Raw genomic sequence first — 15,772 nt, forward strand, 5'->3', positions numbered from 1 at the left:
TGGCACGCACCCCATGGCAAGTACGATAACCCTAGATTTGAAAAGCACTTGCCACGTCTGAGGGGGTAGCTCAGCGAACCGATTGTAGCGGTTCCAACCCGTCTGTCAACTTACCAACTGGCGCGCGCACCGGTTCGGCGCGCTGCCCGCTGGCGCGATTCAAACGTTTGTTTGAAGGATTGTCTTGATGCCGCCCGTGACTTGGTCCACGACCTTGCTCAAGATTTCAATGTTTTGCGTGAGTTGGTACATGCGCGCTTGCAGTCCAAGCAGTTCACCCTGCGACAGCTCACGGTCGGAGTTGAGCATGGCTTCAATCTTCTCCCACTGATGTTCCACCTGTGAGAAGCGGGCCATCAGGTCTGGCGGGCGCTGTTCGGGCGAAAGGCCGTGAACCCCATCCCGCAGCGCGGAAATTCGTAGCCGCGCACTATCAACCTGCAACCCGAAGTCACTGAGGCTTGGATTTGCCAGGCGGTGCATCAGGTCGGCGCGGAGTTGCTCCAAGGTGAGCCCTGACGTGCCACTGCCCTGCTGAAAGACATCCGTTGGTTGCCCGGCGGTCTGCTGCATCACCGACTCAAATGACTTGCCGCCGCCGGCGCCCGGCTGGGCTCCCGTTGGTTGGGTTGGTACGCCAGTTGTCTGTGCGCCACCCGGAATGCCCCCAATCTGTCCGCTCATGATTTGCCAATCCTTTCTTGATGACGATCCGCGCCAGGCCCTCGCAAGTTTGTCAAGACGGCCTTAGCCGACCGTGACGAGAACGTACTGGAACCGCTGCTGATTGCCAAGCGATGACCAGAAGCGATTGAATTCGCTCTGCGGCATGGTCTGGCATCCGGCCGAATAGGTGTTGGTCGTGCCGCCACGGTGGAAATACATCGTCCGTCCCTCGAAGCTGTTCCGGTTCCGGTCACGCTCGTCAAAGACGCCGTCGTGGTTGGTGTCGCGGACGACCGGGCGGCTCGTCGTGGGCATGAGGATGTTGTTGCCGTCGGGTTGCGTCGGTCCAAAGTTAGGGCCAACGTTGGCGCGCATATATTCGTGCGTGCCGTCCACCAGCCGGCCCAGGTCGAGGCGGCCGTCACGGTTGCTATCCACGCCCATTGGACGGCGCGTCCGGCCTGACCAGCCATCTTCGTACTGGCTGCTTGGTTCGGTATTGCCACGCAATTCGGTCACCTGGAACTGGCCGTTAGGTAGCTTGCGCAAGGTCACGAAACGGTCATCATAAACGCCTTGTCCACCATTGGCGCGGGTGTTGGTTTGGACGCGCAAGCCCAAAATCACGGTCCGGCCGGCTGCCAGATCGGCTTTGGCCTGCTCGGAGCCATGACGTTCGATGTAGTTGGCGTACAGGGCAAACTTCTGGGCGGTGGTCATGCCTTCCGTCCGTGGTAGGCCCGTCCGAGGCGGCGTGGGAGCACTTGGCTCTGAAGGTGGGCGCGGGGTGGGCGCGGGCGCAGGGGAACTACCACTGCCGGGGATCACGATGCGCTGGCCCGGGTAAATGCGGTTTGGATTCGTGATGCTGGGGTTGGCGCGTTGCAGGGCGGCGACCGTCGTGCCGTATTGCTGGGCGATGCCCGACAAGGTATCGCCAATCCGAACGCGATGCTCCCGCGTACCGGCCGCCGGCGGGTTGGACGGCGCGGGTGCCGCGGGCGGCTGGCTCGGCACGGTGTTGCCACTCCGGGCGATGGCGTCAAAGCGCGTCAGGTCATGCTCGCGCATGATGCGGTGCAGCAAGTTTGTGTAGTTTGGGTCGGTGGCATACCCGGCGCGGTGAATCTCGGCCGCGAAGCGGAAGGCGTCATTCGTGTGCCGCATCGCCGTGGCATAGCGCGGGTTGCGGATGAAAAACTGCGCGTGATCGGCGAATGACTCGGCGGCGGAGTTGTATTTGCGGAACTGGGCATTGACATAGACTTCGCGCCCGTTGAGGACTTCGCGCGTGCGCATCGTGACCGAGCCGGCCGGGCCCGTTCCCTTGATCCCGAAGTAGTTGTTGGCCTGGCGCGTCAGAGCCGAGCGTCCCCAGCCGCTTTCGAGAATGGCCTGCGCAATCGTGACCGATGCCGGAACGCCGGTGGCGCGCTGGCTGCGGATGGCATCGGCAGCGATGGAGTCAATGAAAGCATTCCCGGTGCGCGGGATGGAGCCGACTGGCGTCGTCGTGTCCACCCGGGGTGGGTTGGGTGTGGTTGGCGGTGACGGGGGCGGCGTCGGACGGGTTGGGGTTGGAACCGATGGCGCCGGCGCGGCCGGTTGGCGGCCAGGTAGGTTGACGACCTGGCCCGGATAAATGAGGTTTGGGTTCCGAATCTGAAGATTGGCTTTGACCAGTTGCGACAAGTCAATGCCATTGCGGGCCGCAATATCGGAGAGCGTGTCACCGGCGCGGACCACATACTGGCCGGTGTTGGTCTGGGGCGGCGCGGTCGTGCTGCGTGTGGACGGAATGGTGAGCGTTTGCCCAGCGTAAATGAGATTCGGGTTGCGAATTTGCCGATTGGCCCGCATCAGGGCATCCACCGTCGTCCCGTAGCGTTGGGCGATGCCGGAGAGTGTCTCGCCACGTCGAATCAAATGCTGCGTGCCGGTCGTCGGATTGGGGGAAGGGCTGGGTGTCCGTGTGACGCCGTTCATCCGTGCCATAGCCTGCCTTGCTCCCTGCGCTGGAAAAATTTCGACCCCTTCGGTCTTCAATCCACGTTATCGGCAGCGCGTGCCAGATGTTGCGTTTTAGGTGAATTTTTAGGTGAAAAAGCCACCAGCCCGGTGGGAAGGGCAGCCATGACGCTTGGCTTAGGCGTCCGCGATGGCGATCCGGCGCAGTCGCAGGGCAAAAGGGCCGAACTGCTTGCCGGCTATCATCAGGCCCAAGGTCGTGATGGCGGCTGAGTTCAGCGGTGGCGCGGAAACCGGTCGCCCACGGAACGTCGGTGTCAACTCGGTAGCCGCAAAACGATAGGTTTCCCAGCATTCCGCTCTGGGGGTGAACGTCGCTTGGTAAGCAACCCCGTCGAAGCCGCCGTCGGTGCGCGCGACAAACTTGTAGGTTTTCCCATCGCCCTGCGCCTCCACGATGAACTCGGCATTTGGGGGAAGCGTTCGGTCGAGTGGCTGTGAGCGGATGGAGGCAAACCCACCGTTGTTTTCAAACGAGACAAACCCTTCAAAAATGGCATGACCCTGTCCGGTTGGCCGCAACTGCCCAACTGAACGGCCACCCATCACCCGGTCGCCGAGGGCATACCAGGCTTCGATTGCTGGCGGATGCGTGAAATCAAAGAGCACCGTCATGCTGCTGGAATGAGCGGTTTGAAGCCACTGTCGCTCGGACGAAACAGAATATCGTGGCGTTTGCCGCGTTCGTCCTTGCTCGACACGTTATTTTTCTGATCCCGGAACAACTCGAAAAAGACCGTCACCAGCGCCTCGATCCCGCCTGGCCCATCTGGGGCAGACGCTTCAACATAGACCCAGGTCATATCTACCCGTTGCTCCATCCCGACCCACGCCAGGCGCAGTGGCTCGCCACTGGCGCGCCGGAGCTTGAGCCGCTCGCGGACATAAGCGCTGACCATCTCCGCAGCCTCCGGCGCGCGGTCGAGTTCAATCCGTCGCCGTGCTTTGCGACTCAGCGCGTTTTCCAGATCGTCACTGAACACGCGCAGGGAAATCTCCAGCGACCCGGACTCCGGGTTGAACTCGATCGTGGTGAAGCTGGCATGAAACTTGTGGGCAGCCCCGGCCGTCCGAACCACGCCGGCCGCCAGCAGCCACGCCGTGGAAAGAAATGCCCGCCGTGAGGTCATCAAATGTATCTCCTGAGTTCGGCCCGTGCGACGCTGTGCCAAGCGCGTGGCATCGGTTGTCATCGGCGCGCCAAATGACTTGACAAGCTACACGATGTTGGCAAGTAGTTGGCACTTGTGCAATCCATTCAAGCCTAATCTCCGATTCCTCCGTCTTTCGCCGACACACGGTTTATTGCTATGCCGGTTCCAGTTTCTGCTCTCGATACCGCCCACCCACCACGACCGGGCGAAACCCTTGACCCGGCCGCCCTGCTGGACTGCTTGCAGCCATACTTGCCTGAGCTTGCCGGTCCGCTCGTGATTGAACAGTTTCCGGCCGGCCACTCAAACCTGACCTATGCGATCACCGGTGGCGGACGTGAGTATGTCTTGCGCCGGCCGCCGTTTGGGGCTGAACACATCCGGGCCGGCCACGACATGCAGCGCGAGTTTCGCGTACTGTCGGGACTGTATCCAGTCTATGGGCGCGTGCCGCAACCGGTGTGCTACATCCCGGCGGAAGCTTCCCCCTTTGGTGCGCCGTTCTACGTGATGACGCGCATCCGGGGCATCATTTTGCGGACGAGTGTGCCGGAGGGCGTTGTGCTCGAGGCGGACACCATGCGTCAGCTTTCGATCAACTTCATGGATAACTTGGCTCACTTGCATGCCGTGGATGTGACGGCTGCCGGATTGCAGGACCTCTACCGGGGGGCGGGGTATGTCCGGCGGCAGGTGGAAGGGTGGGTCAAGCGCTATCGCGCAGCTCAGACGGATGACGTTCCGGTGATTGAAAAGGTTATTGCCTGGGTGACCGCGCGGATTCCCGAAGACAGCGCCGCCACACTCATTCACAACGATTACAAGTACGACAATGTCATCCTCGACCCAACCGACATCACGCAGATTCGCGCCGTGTTGGATTGGGAAATGGCGACGGTGGGTGATCCGTTGACGGATGTGGCGACAGCGTTGGCGTACTGGGTGGAGCGCGATGATCCACCTGAAGTTCATGCGATGAGCTTTGGACTGACGGCCCTGCCCGGCAACCTGACCCGGACGGAACTGATGGCGCGCTATGCAGAAGTAAGCCGGCGTAACCTGCGCGACATGCAGTGGCACCAGGCGTTCGCCTATTTCAAGGTGGCCGTCATCGTGCAGCAGATTTACTTTCGCTACGCCAAAGGCTTCACCAGGGATGAACGCTTCGCCCGGATGGGGGATATGGCGCGGTTGTTTGCCGAGTTGGCGCAGCGTGTGCTGGATGGAGGCGCGACTGGCTGAGGCAATGCGATGGCAGATGCCGCTCAACGCAACGCCTACGACCAAGCGTTCAAGTCCCTCGCCGAGGCTGACCCCCGCGCGCTACTCGCTCTGATCGGCGCGCTTCCTGCCGATGCTCCGGCGGCGGTCGCCCCGCTCTCCAAGGAACTCATTGCCTCGACACGCATCGCCGACGAAATCTTCTTGGTTGAAACCAGTATGAACGCTGGATTGCCCACAACCTGCCCGTGCAGGCGTTTTTGTTGCTGCTGACGCCGCGCGGCGTGCCGGACCCCGTCCCGACGGAGGCCACGCTCGAGTCGGGATGGCTGCGGATGCGTTTTGGGTACACCGTCGTGAAGCTTGGGAACTGGCAGCAAGTGAGGTATTGGCGGCAGAGCGGTCGTCTCTGCTCCCGCTCGTGCCGCTGATGCGTGGAGACCGGTTGGATTTGGCGCGGGCAGCGGAGCGGTTGGAAGCCATGATGAACGAGACACAAAGGCGGGAGCTACAGTTGCATTTTCTGGTGTTTGGAGGACTCCGGCATGATGTGGCGGAGCTTGTCGGTATTTTGGAATGAACAGCTATGATCCAGTTGGAGCAGCTTCGGGAATCGAGTGTGTATCAGCTCATCCTGCAACAAGGCCGAGTTGAAGGTTTGGAGCGGGGACTCGAGCATGAGCGTCTTTTGATGACACGCCTGCTGCGCCGCAGATTTGGCGCGTTGGCACCGGAAGTCACGGCTCGCATTCAGACCCTGGGGCGCGAATCGTTGGAACGGCTGGCGGATGCGCTTTTTGACCTTGCCGATGCCCTTGCCGTCTGGCTTGAACGTGCTGCGTTGGATGCCGAGCAATGATCCACAGGTATGAAACCGCAGACCGGCTGGTGGGAGGAACTGGAAAGTCGAGAACAGGATGCCGGGGAGAGCGCGGCAACACCGCCTGGCAGTGGTGAAATCCGCCAAAAACTCGTCCGGTTTCTGGTTCGGTGTCCACCGCGCTCAACGTGTCTCACTGTTCTTGGGACGGCTTCTTGCGGGTCGCCACCCAGGTGCCGGCGTAGCCCGAAATGTCAAACTCGCCTTTCATGGTGTCGCCTTCCACCACGCCCTTGAATTCAAAATCCATCCCCTGGTAGTTGCCGGTCAACGTGACATGTCCGGCTTCATCCACGGCGATGCCCGTGATCGAAACGCCGATTTGATCCTTCGACTCACAGACCAGCTTGCCTTCGTCGTTGCGAGTCACTTTCAGCTCGACGGGAAAGATGCCCGCGCCGGTCACGGTGATTTCCATGTCGTATTCGCCTTCGACGGCCGGGGCCTTTTTCGGCTCATCGAGCAGCCGCGCCACGGCCGCCATGTGAAGCAACCCGGCGACCGCCCACAGGCACAGGGCATAGCGTATCCAGTTCTTGCGCATGTTTAGATAACTCCTTTGTTCAGATGGCTTCTTTGGTTTGGTAGGTTGTTGCGCGACAGAAGCGCGGGAGCACAAACGCACCCTGAGGCTAGCATGCCGAGTCTGCTCAGTCGCGTGTGTCTTGTCACGGAACAAGCGCCATGTGTCGAGGCGCGAATAAAGGAAGCCTGGCGCAACATTGTCCGGTGTTCAACGATAACTATAATGGGGGTTCTGTGTGGACCCGCCCAAGTTTGGGCCTAGGTTTGGAACGACGGGATTGCGCCATGGCAACTGACCAGACGATTCAACGCACCGACCCATCGCGGATACGACCGGACGCCCTCTTGCGACAGCCGGCATCCACTCGTTCGGTTGGGAAAACTGCCTTTGAAACCCGCCTTGAACAAGCGTTGGGGGCGGATTCGCAAGTCCAACGCCGCACCCGCGAAGAACTCAAGACCATTGTCATGGCGGTGCAGTCGGGCTTCACCGATCCCTGGCAGTTGACGGACCTTATCTTCCAGGCCCGCCACCCAGAACTGATCGGCGCTGACCTGTCACAGTCGCCCGAACTCCTCGATGAGTGGAACGAAATCAGCGCCCAGCTCGTCCAGCCGACGCTGAATGACTTGGTGGCGCTCCAGTCGCAAGCCCAACCATCCGCACCGGCGGCGCCAGTGTCCTCGGCCTCCACGGTCGCCGCTGGAACCCGCGTCACAGGGAAGGACAAGCTGGCCGCTGCCAGCGCCCTGGATCCGATCATCGAGCAAGCCGTGGCCTTGTGTCCGGGGCTGCCGCCGCAGTTTCTCAAAAGCCTATTGGTGCAGGAGTCAGGGCTGCGGACGGATGTCGTCAATCAGTATGGCTATGCCGGCGTTGCCCAGATTGGCCGCCGCGAAGCGCGTGAGTTAGGGCTGGCAGTGGGCGTGCCGGGGACGGAAAGCGACGAACGCCTCAACCCAAGTCTGGCCATTCCGGCAGCCGCGCGACTGCTGCACGTCAAGGCGCAACGCCTGACGGAAATGGCTTTTTCGCGCTATGGGACGCCCCAGGGAGCCGAATACTGGAAGTTCGTCATGGGGGCCTACAACGGCGGGGAAGGCACGATTACCGTTGCCATGGGGCATGCGTACCGCGATGGTCTGGCGCGCGCGCGGGAGGAAGGTCTGGCCGGACCGGAAGCCGTGGCCTTTGCCCGCGAATGGGCGACCAAGTGGGAACACCTCGCGCTTGGCGGTGAAGACGCGCCGTTGGCGTTGGCCGCCGCGCGGTACTTCCCTAAACTGGCAGCCCAGAAGTTCGTTGAGATTCGAAACTACCCCGAACAGATTGTCGCTCGCGTCGCGCGCCGCCGTACCGCCGCCGGGTGACGGTGACGGTTTCTCCGTACGGTGGCGCGAAACGGCATGAGCGGAACGCAGCCATCCTTTCCAAACGTCAATCGTGACGCGCTCATCGAGCAGCACCTGCACTACGTGCGGACGATTGCCTATGACATCGTCCGCAAGTTGCCGCCGAGCGTCGAAATTGACGACCTGATTGCCTACGGTAATCTGGGGCTAGTGCGCGCCGCGGAGAAATACAACCCGGCGCGGGGCGTGTCGTTCGTGACCTTCGCGCACTACTACATCAAGGGCGCGATTTGGGATGAAGTGCGCAAAATGGCGAACTTTGCCCGTGTGGATGGCGGACGGGCGCGCGCCGAAGCCAATGCGACGGACTTCCTCCACAGCCTGGCGGAAGAAGACCCCGGTGGCCCAACTCCTGGGGCGACGCTCGATGACGATATTGCCGACGCGCGCGCGCAACTCGAAAGCCTCATTCCAATTTACTTGCTGTCACTCGACCACGAGGAACTCACCATTGCCGATGACAATAGCCTGGACTTTGCGCGGGCGCTGGAGCGCGACGACCTCATCGGCCGTATGATGCGGCTGGTTGCGCAGCTTCCTGATGAAGATCGCGCTACCATCGAGGCGCTCTATTTCAAGGGACGGAGCGCCGCCGATTATGCGGCTGAACTAGGTCTGTCGCGGTCGTGGGGCTCGCGCCTGCATGCGCGGGCCATCAAACGTTTGCGCGAGGCAATGCAGCGTGAGGGGCTGCTGGTGGCCGAGGACGTGACCTGAGTGAAAAGTCTCGTATGACGTGGTGTGCGACAAGCCCCGCCGTTCAGGGTGGGGCTTGTCAAAGTTCGCGCCGGATTCGCGGGCGCGGCACGCGCAGCCGACCCGGACCAGCTCAACGTTTGGCCGCGCAGAAGCTTTTGATTGACGCGCCCAGACGTTTCACCCCAGCCCTAAAACACCAGCCGCAGTGAGAACTGAATCGAGCGCGGGCCGCCAAACTGGAAAAGCTGATTGAAGCCGTTCGCCGGGCCGGTCTGCCGCGTCGCGGTCGTCCCAGCCCCGGCTAGCGCCCGGCCCAGCATGCTAGGTGATTCACCATTGATGGACAGGCTTCCATTGGGCAACCGCGTCGGACTTGGCGCGCTGAAGTTGGCCTGGTTGAACAGGTTGAAGAACTCGGCCGCGAACTGCAACCGCAACCGCTCATAGAGCGTGAACGTCCGCCGCACGGAGAAATCCAACTGGTTGGCGCCCAGCCAGCGCAGGCTGTTGCGACCCAGCGTGCCCTGCCGATTCCGCGTCGGCTCGGCGAAAGCCGCCGGATTGAGGCGCTGACCACCCGGCGCATTCCCGTCGCGGATGAACACCGGCTGCCCTGGCACGAGGTCCACGCGGCGCGTCGTGCCGATGTTGAACACGTCAAATGACTGAGAAATCACATTGAGCGGTTGTCCTGACCGCGCGCGGAAGATGCCGTTGACCGACCATCCGCCAAAGATGCCCTTCACGAGCGCGTTGTCAGAAAAGGATGGAATGTCATACGTCACGGCCGCCGTCAATGTCTGTCGAATGTCGAAATCCGATGGACCGCGCTCCAACCGCTGGTTGAAGCCTTCCAGGGGAATGCCCTGAAAAGCTTCGTCTGACACATCATCAATGGACTTCGACCATGTGTAAGATGCCAGCGCCTGCACGCCGCGTGCCAATCGCCGCCGGTACTGCATTTGTAGCGCATTGTAGTTCGACGACGTGGCGTTGCGGGTGACGTTGACCGGCGACCCGGCCTGCGGAGATGTCGCCGGCGCGGGGCCAAAGACGGCCGGATTGATGACGATCACGGCGCGGTCGAGGCCGAAATTCTGGCGCGCAAAAGCTTCGTTGTAGTTGCGGAGCTGCTCGCTGCGCAGCAGCCGCCGCGCTGCCGCGCCGACATAGGAGATGGTCACCGCGTTGTTGCGCCCGATGGCCCGCTCCAGTGTGACGTTCCAGTGATGGGTGTAGGGCAAGCGCAAGTTCCGGTCAAAGACAAAAAAGCTGGAACTGATGGGCAGATTGTTCGGATTGAGAAACGGCGGCGGTTGCAGGTCGGCTTCGTTAGCCGGGAAGCGCAACTGCGCGGGATTGGTAATCGTCCGAAACGTGTTGTAGGGGAAGCTATTGAAGCCGCGCAGCGCCGTTCCCGTGCCGAGGTCATAGAACAGGCCGTAGCCGCCGCGTATGATCCAGCCCCCCACCAGTTGGTTGAGCGCCGAACCGGACCGTTCGGCAAACTGGTAGGCGATTCCAAACCGTGGCGCGAAGTCTATGTAGCGCGTCCGCCACTGGCGGGTCCCCGCCGGAGCGAGCGTAGCCGTCAGCGGGTTATCCAGGCCATCAATCGAGAAGGGCAGCCGGTCGCCGGCCAATGGTGGGTTGAGTTCATGCCGCAGTCCGAACGTCAGCGTCAAACGCGGCAACACGCGCCAAGTGTCCTGAATGAACGATGAAACGTTGTGAATGCGAAAGCCCGTGACCGGCGCAAACGCTTGAATCGAAATTGACGTTGGCACGCCATTGGCCCGGCTGGCCGGCGTGCTAAAGACATAGCTGATCGAAAGCGCCCGCGTGTCCTGAATCGGACGCAACAGGCGGTAATCCGCGCCGGCCTTGATTTCGTGATTGCCGACGATCCAGGTCACACTCCCAACCAAGTTGAACTGCCGCTGAAGTTGGCCCAGCGTCCGTCCCTGCGTGAGGTTGGCGGCTGAAATGCCAGATACGCCGGGAATGGTCTGAAGGCTGACCGCCGTCGAAGCCCGTGGCGCAAACGATGGGAAAATGAGTGAGTCCGGCGGCAGGACGGCCCCATCCCGTTCGACGCCCCGGAAGTCGAAGTTGCCCCGCGACCGCCCGAAGTTCAAGCGCGCGTCCAGGACGAGGCTGGGCCGAATGGCCCAGGTCGCGCCACCGGTGAAGCTCCGATTGTTCCGCTCAAAGGCGTTTTCCTGGCTGGGGAACGACCGGAAACGACTGCCCGACGGCGAGTTGAGAAACGTGAAGAACAGGTTGGCCGTCTGCCCGATTTTCTGATCGAGGCGCAGGTTGAAGGTATCCACCTCCGACGGGTCGGAAATGCCGGTGAGGTAGCGCGCCGCATCGGCCGGATCGCCGGGCTGCGCCGGGGCGTTGGGGAGCGGAAAGGCATTGAGCACGGCCCGGAACGGCTCCGGTGCGGCCTGGCGGGCCGCCAGCGACGGCACGCGGGCAACGAAGGTCGTCCCCGGCACGAGTAGCCGCAGTCCCTCGTACGTCGCAAAGAAAAACGACCGATTGCGCCCGTCGTACAGTCCCGGTATCCGGATCGGTCCGCCGAACGTGCCGCCGAACTGATTGAGCCGCAACGGCAGCCGCGGACGCCCGTCCCGATTGTTGAACCAATCGTTGGCGTCAAGCTTTTCGTTGCGCAGGTAATGGAACAGCGAGCCGGTGAAGGCATTGGCTCCGCCGCGGGTGGAAATCGAAATTTGTCCACCCGGCGTGCGGCCATACTCGGCGGCGAAACTGGAGGTCTGGACGCGAAACTCCTGCATGGCATCGGCCGGAACCAGACTGTTCGTGCCGCCCAGAATCGTCAGCGCCGGTTGTGTCCCGGCCCCCTGCTGGAAGGATTGGGCCGTGACGGCCGCGCCAAAGTTGGCGCTTACGCCGTCCACCATGAAGTAGTTGGCATTGGTGCGCTGACCGTTGATGCTGAACTGCCCGGTCGAAGTGATACTCGGCGCGGCGAGCACAGTGCCGGGCGTCAGCTCAATCAGGGCCTGAAAGCTCCGTCCGTTGAGCGGAAGATTCTCGACAAATTTGCGCTCGACGACCGTACCCAGCGCACCGGATTCCCGGTTGACCAAGTCGCTGTCGCTTTCGACGGTGACGGTTTCACTGATGGCTCCGGCGGCCAGCGTGAAGTCCTTGGCAACCGTCGCCTCGACGTTGACGATGACGCGGGACTCGACGGCGGTTTGGAAGCCATCGCGTTTGACTTCAAGCCGGTACTCACCCGGCAGGAGTTCGGCGATGACGTAGCGCCCGGAAGCATTGGTGGTGGCCGTCCGGGTGAAGTTGGTGGCAAGGTTCGTGGCGGCGACTTCCGCGCCGGCAATGAACGCCCCGCTGCTATCCCGCACGACACCGGTAATCGTCCCGGTTGGGCCTGCGGCCCGCGCCGCGGTCGCGGCCGGTCCCACCGTGATGACGAAGAAGGTCAAGGCGATGGCGAAGCGCATGATCCACCCGATTTGGCCACCTCGCCGGTGAAACATCCTGTTCTGCATAGGAAAGTCCTCAGAAACACAAGCCAAATTTCACGATGATTCCTATTTACTATGATCAGGTTTGGGCTGTCCATCCACTGAGGCAATTTGGATTTTGGCTGGAAATACTTGACGGTGGGAGCTTTGGGCAGCTAGCTTCGGTGTACATAAATCGTATTATTACGAATAAAGGCAATTGGCAAGGCAGGGAAAGCTTCAACATGCTCGATTGGCTCATCATTGGTGGTGGAATCCACGGGACGCATGCGGCGCTCCGGCTGACGGCGCAGGCCGGGGTTGCCGCCGACCGGGTACGCTTGCTTGACCCGCAGCCGTCGCTGCTGGCGCGCTGGACGCAGTGCACCGGCAACGTCCAGATGCCGTTTCTCCGCTCCCCGGTGGTGCACCACATTGGTCTGAGCGCCTTCGAGCTGTTCGAGTTTTCGCGTACGCCGGAGGGAAAGCGGTTCGCGGCGTTTGCTCCGCCCTATGACCGCCCTGCATACGCCTTGTTCCAGGCCCACTGCCACCACCTGTTGACGCAACACCGGTTGCCTGAGCTGCACATTCAGAGCAAAGCGGTTGGTTTGCATCGGATGGGCGAACGCGGCTGGCGCGTCGAAACCCCTGCCGGAGGACTTGACGCGCGTCGGGTGGTGCTGGCGCTCGGGTTGAGTGACCAACCGGCGTATCCGGCGTGGACCGCCGCGCTTGCGTCAAGCGGCGCGCCGGTACGGCACGTGTTTGATCCAAACTTTCGCGCGGCCGAGTTAGGGGACTGGCAGCAGGCCGTCGTGTTCGGAGGCGGGATTTCCGCCGCCCAACTGGCGTTGGCGCTGGCGGCGCGGCAACCCGGAACGGTGACGCTACTTTTGCCGCATCCCCTTCGCATCCATCAGTTTGACAGTGATCCCGGTTGGCTGGGGCCAAAGTACATGCGCGCTTTTGAGGCGGAGCGCTCGCTTGACCGCCGCCGGCGCATGATCCGTGAGGCGCGGCATCGTGGCTCGGTTCCAAAGGATGTCGCGCAGAACTTGCGACTCGCTGCGCAGCGCCGTGAACTGCGCCTGTGTGAAGCCCAGGTGCTGGATGCCCAGCCGACGGACGCGCACCGGATTCAACTTCACCTCAGCCCTGGGGACAGTCTGGAAACGGATTGCTTGCTTTTGGCGACGGGCTTTGATGGACGACGTCCAGGCGGCGCATGGCTGGATGCGGCGGTCGCCACTTACGAACTCCCCATCGCCCCCTGCGGTTATCCGGTGGTTTCTAGGGCGTTGCGGTGGGCGCGAGGGCTGTACGTGATGGGTCCACTGGCCGAACTCGAACTCGGCCCGACGGCGCGCAACATTGCCGGCGCGCGCAAAGCAGCCGACCGCCTAGCGCAGGTTGCCGAGCGCCGGCGCACCGGGCACCAGGTGACTGCGGCCTGAGCGCCGGATGCTGTCTTCAACCGTGGAAGCCGAGCGGCCTGGACTTCGCCGGAATACGCGCCGGGAAGAAGCCTGGCGCGGCTCAGTTCACCACGTACAGATGAAACCCGCCATAAATGGCGAAGCGGTCGCGCGTGAAGAGTTCGGCCGACTGCTCGCGCTCATACCGGACACGCGCCCGCAAATCCGGCGGAAGGGCGTTCTCAACCGGCGAGGTTTCCGGGGCCGTGCGGAAAATGACCCGCGAACCCGGCGGCGCCACCCGCACGACCTCCCGCCACAGCGCCGTAATCTCGTCGTCTTTCATCCAGTCTTGGGAATCAAGAAACACGAACCGGTCGTAGGCTCCGGCTGGCTGCGCACGCAAATGCGCGGTCAGCGAGGTGACTTCGGTCGTTACCCGCGAGACGTTGGCGCGCAGCACATCGAAGTGCTCGGCTTTGAGATATTCGGGAATCGCCCGCCGGTTTTCGAGGTCATAACGGCGCGCCAGCGCCTGCCAGGCAAAGTAGTTTTCCTCGATGGGGAAGTCACAGACGAACCGCCGAACCCGCTTGCGGTACATCGCCAGGATGTTTTCCGGTGTCTCCCGGCGCATGGCTTCATACTGCCGGGGAGGAATCCCTAACCCAAACACGATGAACGGCAGCTTCGACAGGCTGCGCACCAGCCAGTTGTCGAAGTAGCGCCCAATCGTGGCGTCAAACACCTGCGCGCGCTCGGATGGATCGGTCAGGGTCACCAGGCGGTCGGGATAAATCCCCATCATGTGAGCGAGTTTTTCAAGAAAGCGCAGATAGAAGCCGTTCCGGGCGTGGTCGTAGAGGTTGTCGGCAAAGAAGTGGATGCGCCGCTTGCCAAACATCGTCAGACCTTCCCAAAAGGCGCGGGTCGCGTCGTCAAGATGCGTACTCAAGTAGGTATCGTAAGCCTTGACGTTCCGTAGGTCATTGGCCGCGCCAAACATCCGAAAGAACGCTTCGTGGTCCGGCAAATAACGCACTGCCGCCAGCTTCAACCGCAACAGCGCCAGGTGGTAGCGGTTCAAGTCAACCGCCGTGATATGCGCCGGTGCGTGAACCAGATAGTTGAGAACGTTACAGCCCCCCGAAGAAATCGTCAGGATGCGGCTATCGGGCGTCAGCTCCAGCGCCGCGAGATCAACCTCAGGGTCTTCCCAAATCTGGTTATAGACGAAAGCATCGAAGTAGAACGTAAACAGCCGCTCCAACACTCCCTGTTTCGAGGTGAGCGGGCTTTGGTGAACTGCCGCGCGGAGCAGTTGGGCAGTGTCAGTGGCCACGGGAATACGCCTCACAAAGACATTCAGAATGGATGGGCCACCCCAATCGAGTTGGAGCCGGCGGTTTCAAAAAGCGCAATGAAAGCATAGCGTCCACCAACGGATTCAACCGTGAGCTTTCCGGCCCCACGGTCCCGGTAGGCGGCAAGTTCATCGAGGATTTCGGGACGCGGCGTGACATCAAAGCGGCGTACCCACGCGCCAAGCAGCTTCTCGAACCACATCGGCAACTCTTTCTGATCCCAAAAATCCACCACGGCCAGGCAGCCGCCGGGGCGAATGTTCGCCAACGCCGCGCTGAGGGCGGCTCGCCAGTCAGGAATCATCGAGAGTGAATACGAAAAGAAAGCGATGTCGAAGGGCGTTTCGAGTCCGAAGAGCGTCTGATGATTGAGCGTTTCAGCCGATGAGACGGCGACGCTGACGTTCTCCAGGCGGCGGCGGCGAATGTTGGCCCGGGCCGAGATGAGCATTTCGCTGGAGATGTCCACCCCGTAAAACCGGGCCTGTGGGTGCCGACTCCCCAGAATGACCAGATTCCGCGCCGTGCCACAGCCAATTTCAACCACCCGCGCGCCCGAATCCACCGGCAGCCGGGCCAGCAGGGTGTCCCGTCCAAACAGGAAGTACTTGCGGGAAAGGTCATAGATGTATCGCTGCCGCCGATACATCGCGTCCATTTTTGCGGCGTGGGGGTTGTTCATCGGGCGCTGGGTGGCGGCGCGGGTCTGAGCCGACAAGGTGATGGTCTGGCGTATGGTTGGCGTAACTTACTCGGACGGACAGGCTTCCGTCAATTCGCAGTTTGTCTCGTCGCCCTTGGCCACCGGCCAGTCGGGTTGGCTGACGGGCGCGCGCCTAAAGCATCACCGAGCGCATGATTCACCCGCTATGATACACTTTGCAGTCAAACAGCGCGTCATGGA

At 61.8% G+C, this 15,772-nt stretch carries 15 protein-coding genes; 7 read left to right on the forward strand and 8 right to left on the reverse strand.

What is annotated here, in order from left to right; all coding sequences use genetic code 11:
• Positions 1–159: 159 nt before the first annotated feature.
• From J8C06_RS11595 to J8C06_RS11610, 4 genes are all read right to left on the reverse strand, one after another.
• Positions 160–684, reverse strand: a complete 525-nt coding sequence (locus J8C06_RS11595; protein WP_211430323.1) for a hypothetical protein — start codon at positions 682–684, stop codon at positions 160–162.
• 63 nt (positions 685–747) lie between these two features.
• Positions 748–2,661, reverse strand: a complete 1,914-nt coding sequence (locus tag J8C06_RS11600) for a LysM peptidoglycan-binding domain-containing protein (RefSeq protein WP_211430324.1) — start codon at positions 2,659–2,661, stop codon at positions 748–750.
• A gap of 150 nt (positions 2,662–2,811) precedes the next feature.
• Positions 2,812–3,309 carry a CIA30 family protein gene (locus J8C06_RS11605; protein WP_211430325.1) on the reverse strand — a complete coding sequence of 166 codons (498 nt, stop codon included), beginning with the start codon at positions 3,307–3,309 and terminating at the stop codon, positions 2,812–2,814.
• Entirely contained in the window at positions 3,306–3,824 is a 519-nt protein-coding gene (locus tag J8C06_RS11610) for a DUF6702 family protein (protein WP_343216906.1), read from the reverse strand. Before J8C06_RS11610 ends, J8C06_RS11605 begins: the two co-directional genes overlap by 4 nt.
• 180 nt (positions 3,825–4,004) lie before the next feature.
• Here J8C06_RS11610 and J8C06_RS11615 point away from each other — a divergent pair, with 180 nt between their 5' ends.
• The 4 genes from J8C06_RS11615 to J8C06_RS11630 are packed head-to-tail and all read left to right on the forward strand — an operon-like array spanning position 4,005 to position 5,928.
• The gene (locus J8C06_RS11615; protein ID WP_211430327.1) at positions 4,005–5,090 is read left to right on the forward strand and encodes a phosphotransferase family protein; all 1,086 of its coding nucleotides are present in this window, start codon (positions 4,005–4,007) and stop codon (positions 5,088–5,090) included.
• 9 nt (positions 5,091–5,099) lie between these two features.
• Positions 5,100–5,342, forward strand: coding sequence for a hypothetical protein (locus J8C06_RS11620; protein WP_211430328.1), 243 nt, complete (start codon positions 5,100–5,102; stop codon positions 5,340–5,342).
• A gap of 52 nt (positions 5,343–5,394) precedes the next feature.
• On the forward strand, positions 5,395–5,649 hold the full coding sequence (locus tag J8C06_RS11625) for a hypothetical protein (protein ID WP_211430329.1): 255 nt from the start codon (positions 5,395–5,397) through the stop codon (positions 5,647–5,649).
• A 6-nt stretch (positions 5,650–5,655) separates the two neighbouring features.
• Positions 5,656–5,928: a DUF4351 domain-containing protein gene (locus J8C06_RS11630; RefSeq protein WP_211430330.1), complete on the forward strand. Its 273-nt coding sequence runs from the start codon at positions 5,656–5,658 to the stop codon at positions 5,926–5,928.
• Between the two features lie 154 nt (positions 5,929–6,082).
• Here the strand turns inward: J8C06_RS11630 and J8C06_RS11635 are convergent, their stop codons facing one another.
• Positions 6,083–6,493, reverse strand: coding sequence for a hypothetical protein (locus J8C06_RS11635; RefSeq protein ID WP_211430331.1), 411 nt, complete (start codon positions 6,491–6,493; stop codon positions 6,083–6,085).
• Positions 6,494–6,759: 266 nt separating this feature from the next.
• On the opposite strand from J8C06_RS11635, the gene J8C06_RS11640 reads away from it, so the two are divergent.
• Together J8C06_RS11640 and J8C06_RS11645 are read left to right on the forward strand one after the other, a co-directional pair.
• Positions 6,760–7,845: a transglycosylase SLT domain-containing protein gene (locus J8C06_RS11640; protein ID WP_211430332.1), complete on the forward strand. Its 1,086-nt coding sequence runs from the start codon at positions 6,760–6,762 to the stop codon at positions 7,843–7,845.
• A gap of 36 nt (positions 7,846–7,881) precedes the next feature.
• Positions 7,882–8,604 carry a sigma-70 family RNA polymerase sigma factor gene (locus J8C06_RS11645; RefSeq protein WP_211430333.1) on the forward strand — a complete coding sequence of 241 codons (723 nt, stop codon included), beginning with the start codon at positions 7,882–7,884 and terminating at the stop codon, positions 8,602–8,604.
• 170 nt (positions 8,605–8,774) lie between these two features.
• On the opposite strand, the gene J8C06_RS11650 is transcribed toward J8C06_RS11645, so the two are convergent.
• On the reverse strand, positions 8,775–12,131 hold the full coding sequence (locus J8C06_RS11650; RefSeq protein WP_211430334.1) for a TonB-dependent receptor: 3,357 nt from the start codon (positions 12,129–12,131) through the stop codon (positions 8,775–8,777).
• Positions 12,132–12,331: 200 nt separating this feature from the next.
• On the opposite strand from J8C06_RS11650, the gene J8C06_RS11655 reads away from it, so the two are divergent.
• Positions 12,332–13,543: an FAD/NAD(P)-binding protein gene (locus J8C06_RS11655; RefSeq protein ID WP_211430335.1), complete on the forward strand. Its 1,212-nt coding sequence runs from the start codon at positions 12,332–12,334 to the stop codon at positions 13,541–13,543.
• An 82-nt stretch (positions 13,544–13,625) separates the two neighbouring features.
• Here the strand turns inward: J8C06_RS11655 and J8C06_RS11660 are convergent, their stop codons facing one another.
• Entirely contained in the window at positions 13,626–14,846 is a 1,221-nt protein-coding gene (locus J8C06_RS11660; RefSeq protein ID WP_211430336.1) for a BtaA family protein, read from the reverse strand.
• A 23-nt stretch (positions 14,847–14,869) separates the two neighbouring features.
• A complete protein-coding gene (locus tag J8C06_RS11665; protein ID WP_246602141.1) occupies positions 14,870–15,550 on the reverse strand; it encodes a class I SAM-dependent methyltransferase in 681 nt (226 codons plus the stop codon).
• Positions 15,551–15,772 lie beyond the last annotated feature (222 nt).

It is taken from the genome of Chloracidobacterium validum (assembly GCF_018304825.1).
Taxonomy (GTDB): domain Bacteria; phylum Acidobacteriota; class Blastocatellia; order Chloracidobacteriales; family Chloracidobacteriaceae; genus Chloracidobacterium; species Chloracidobacterium validum.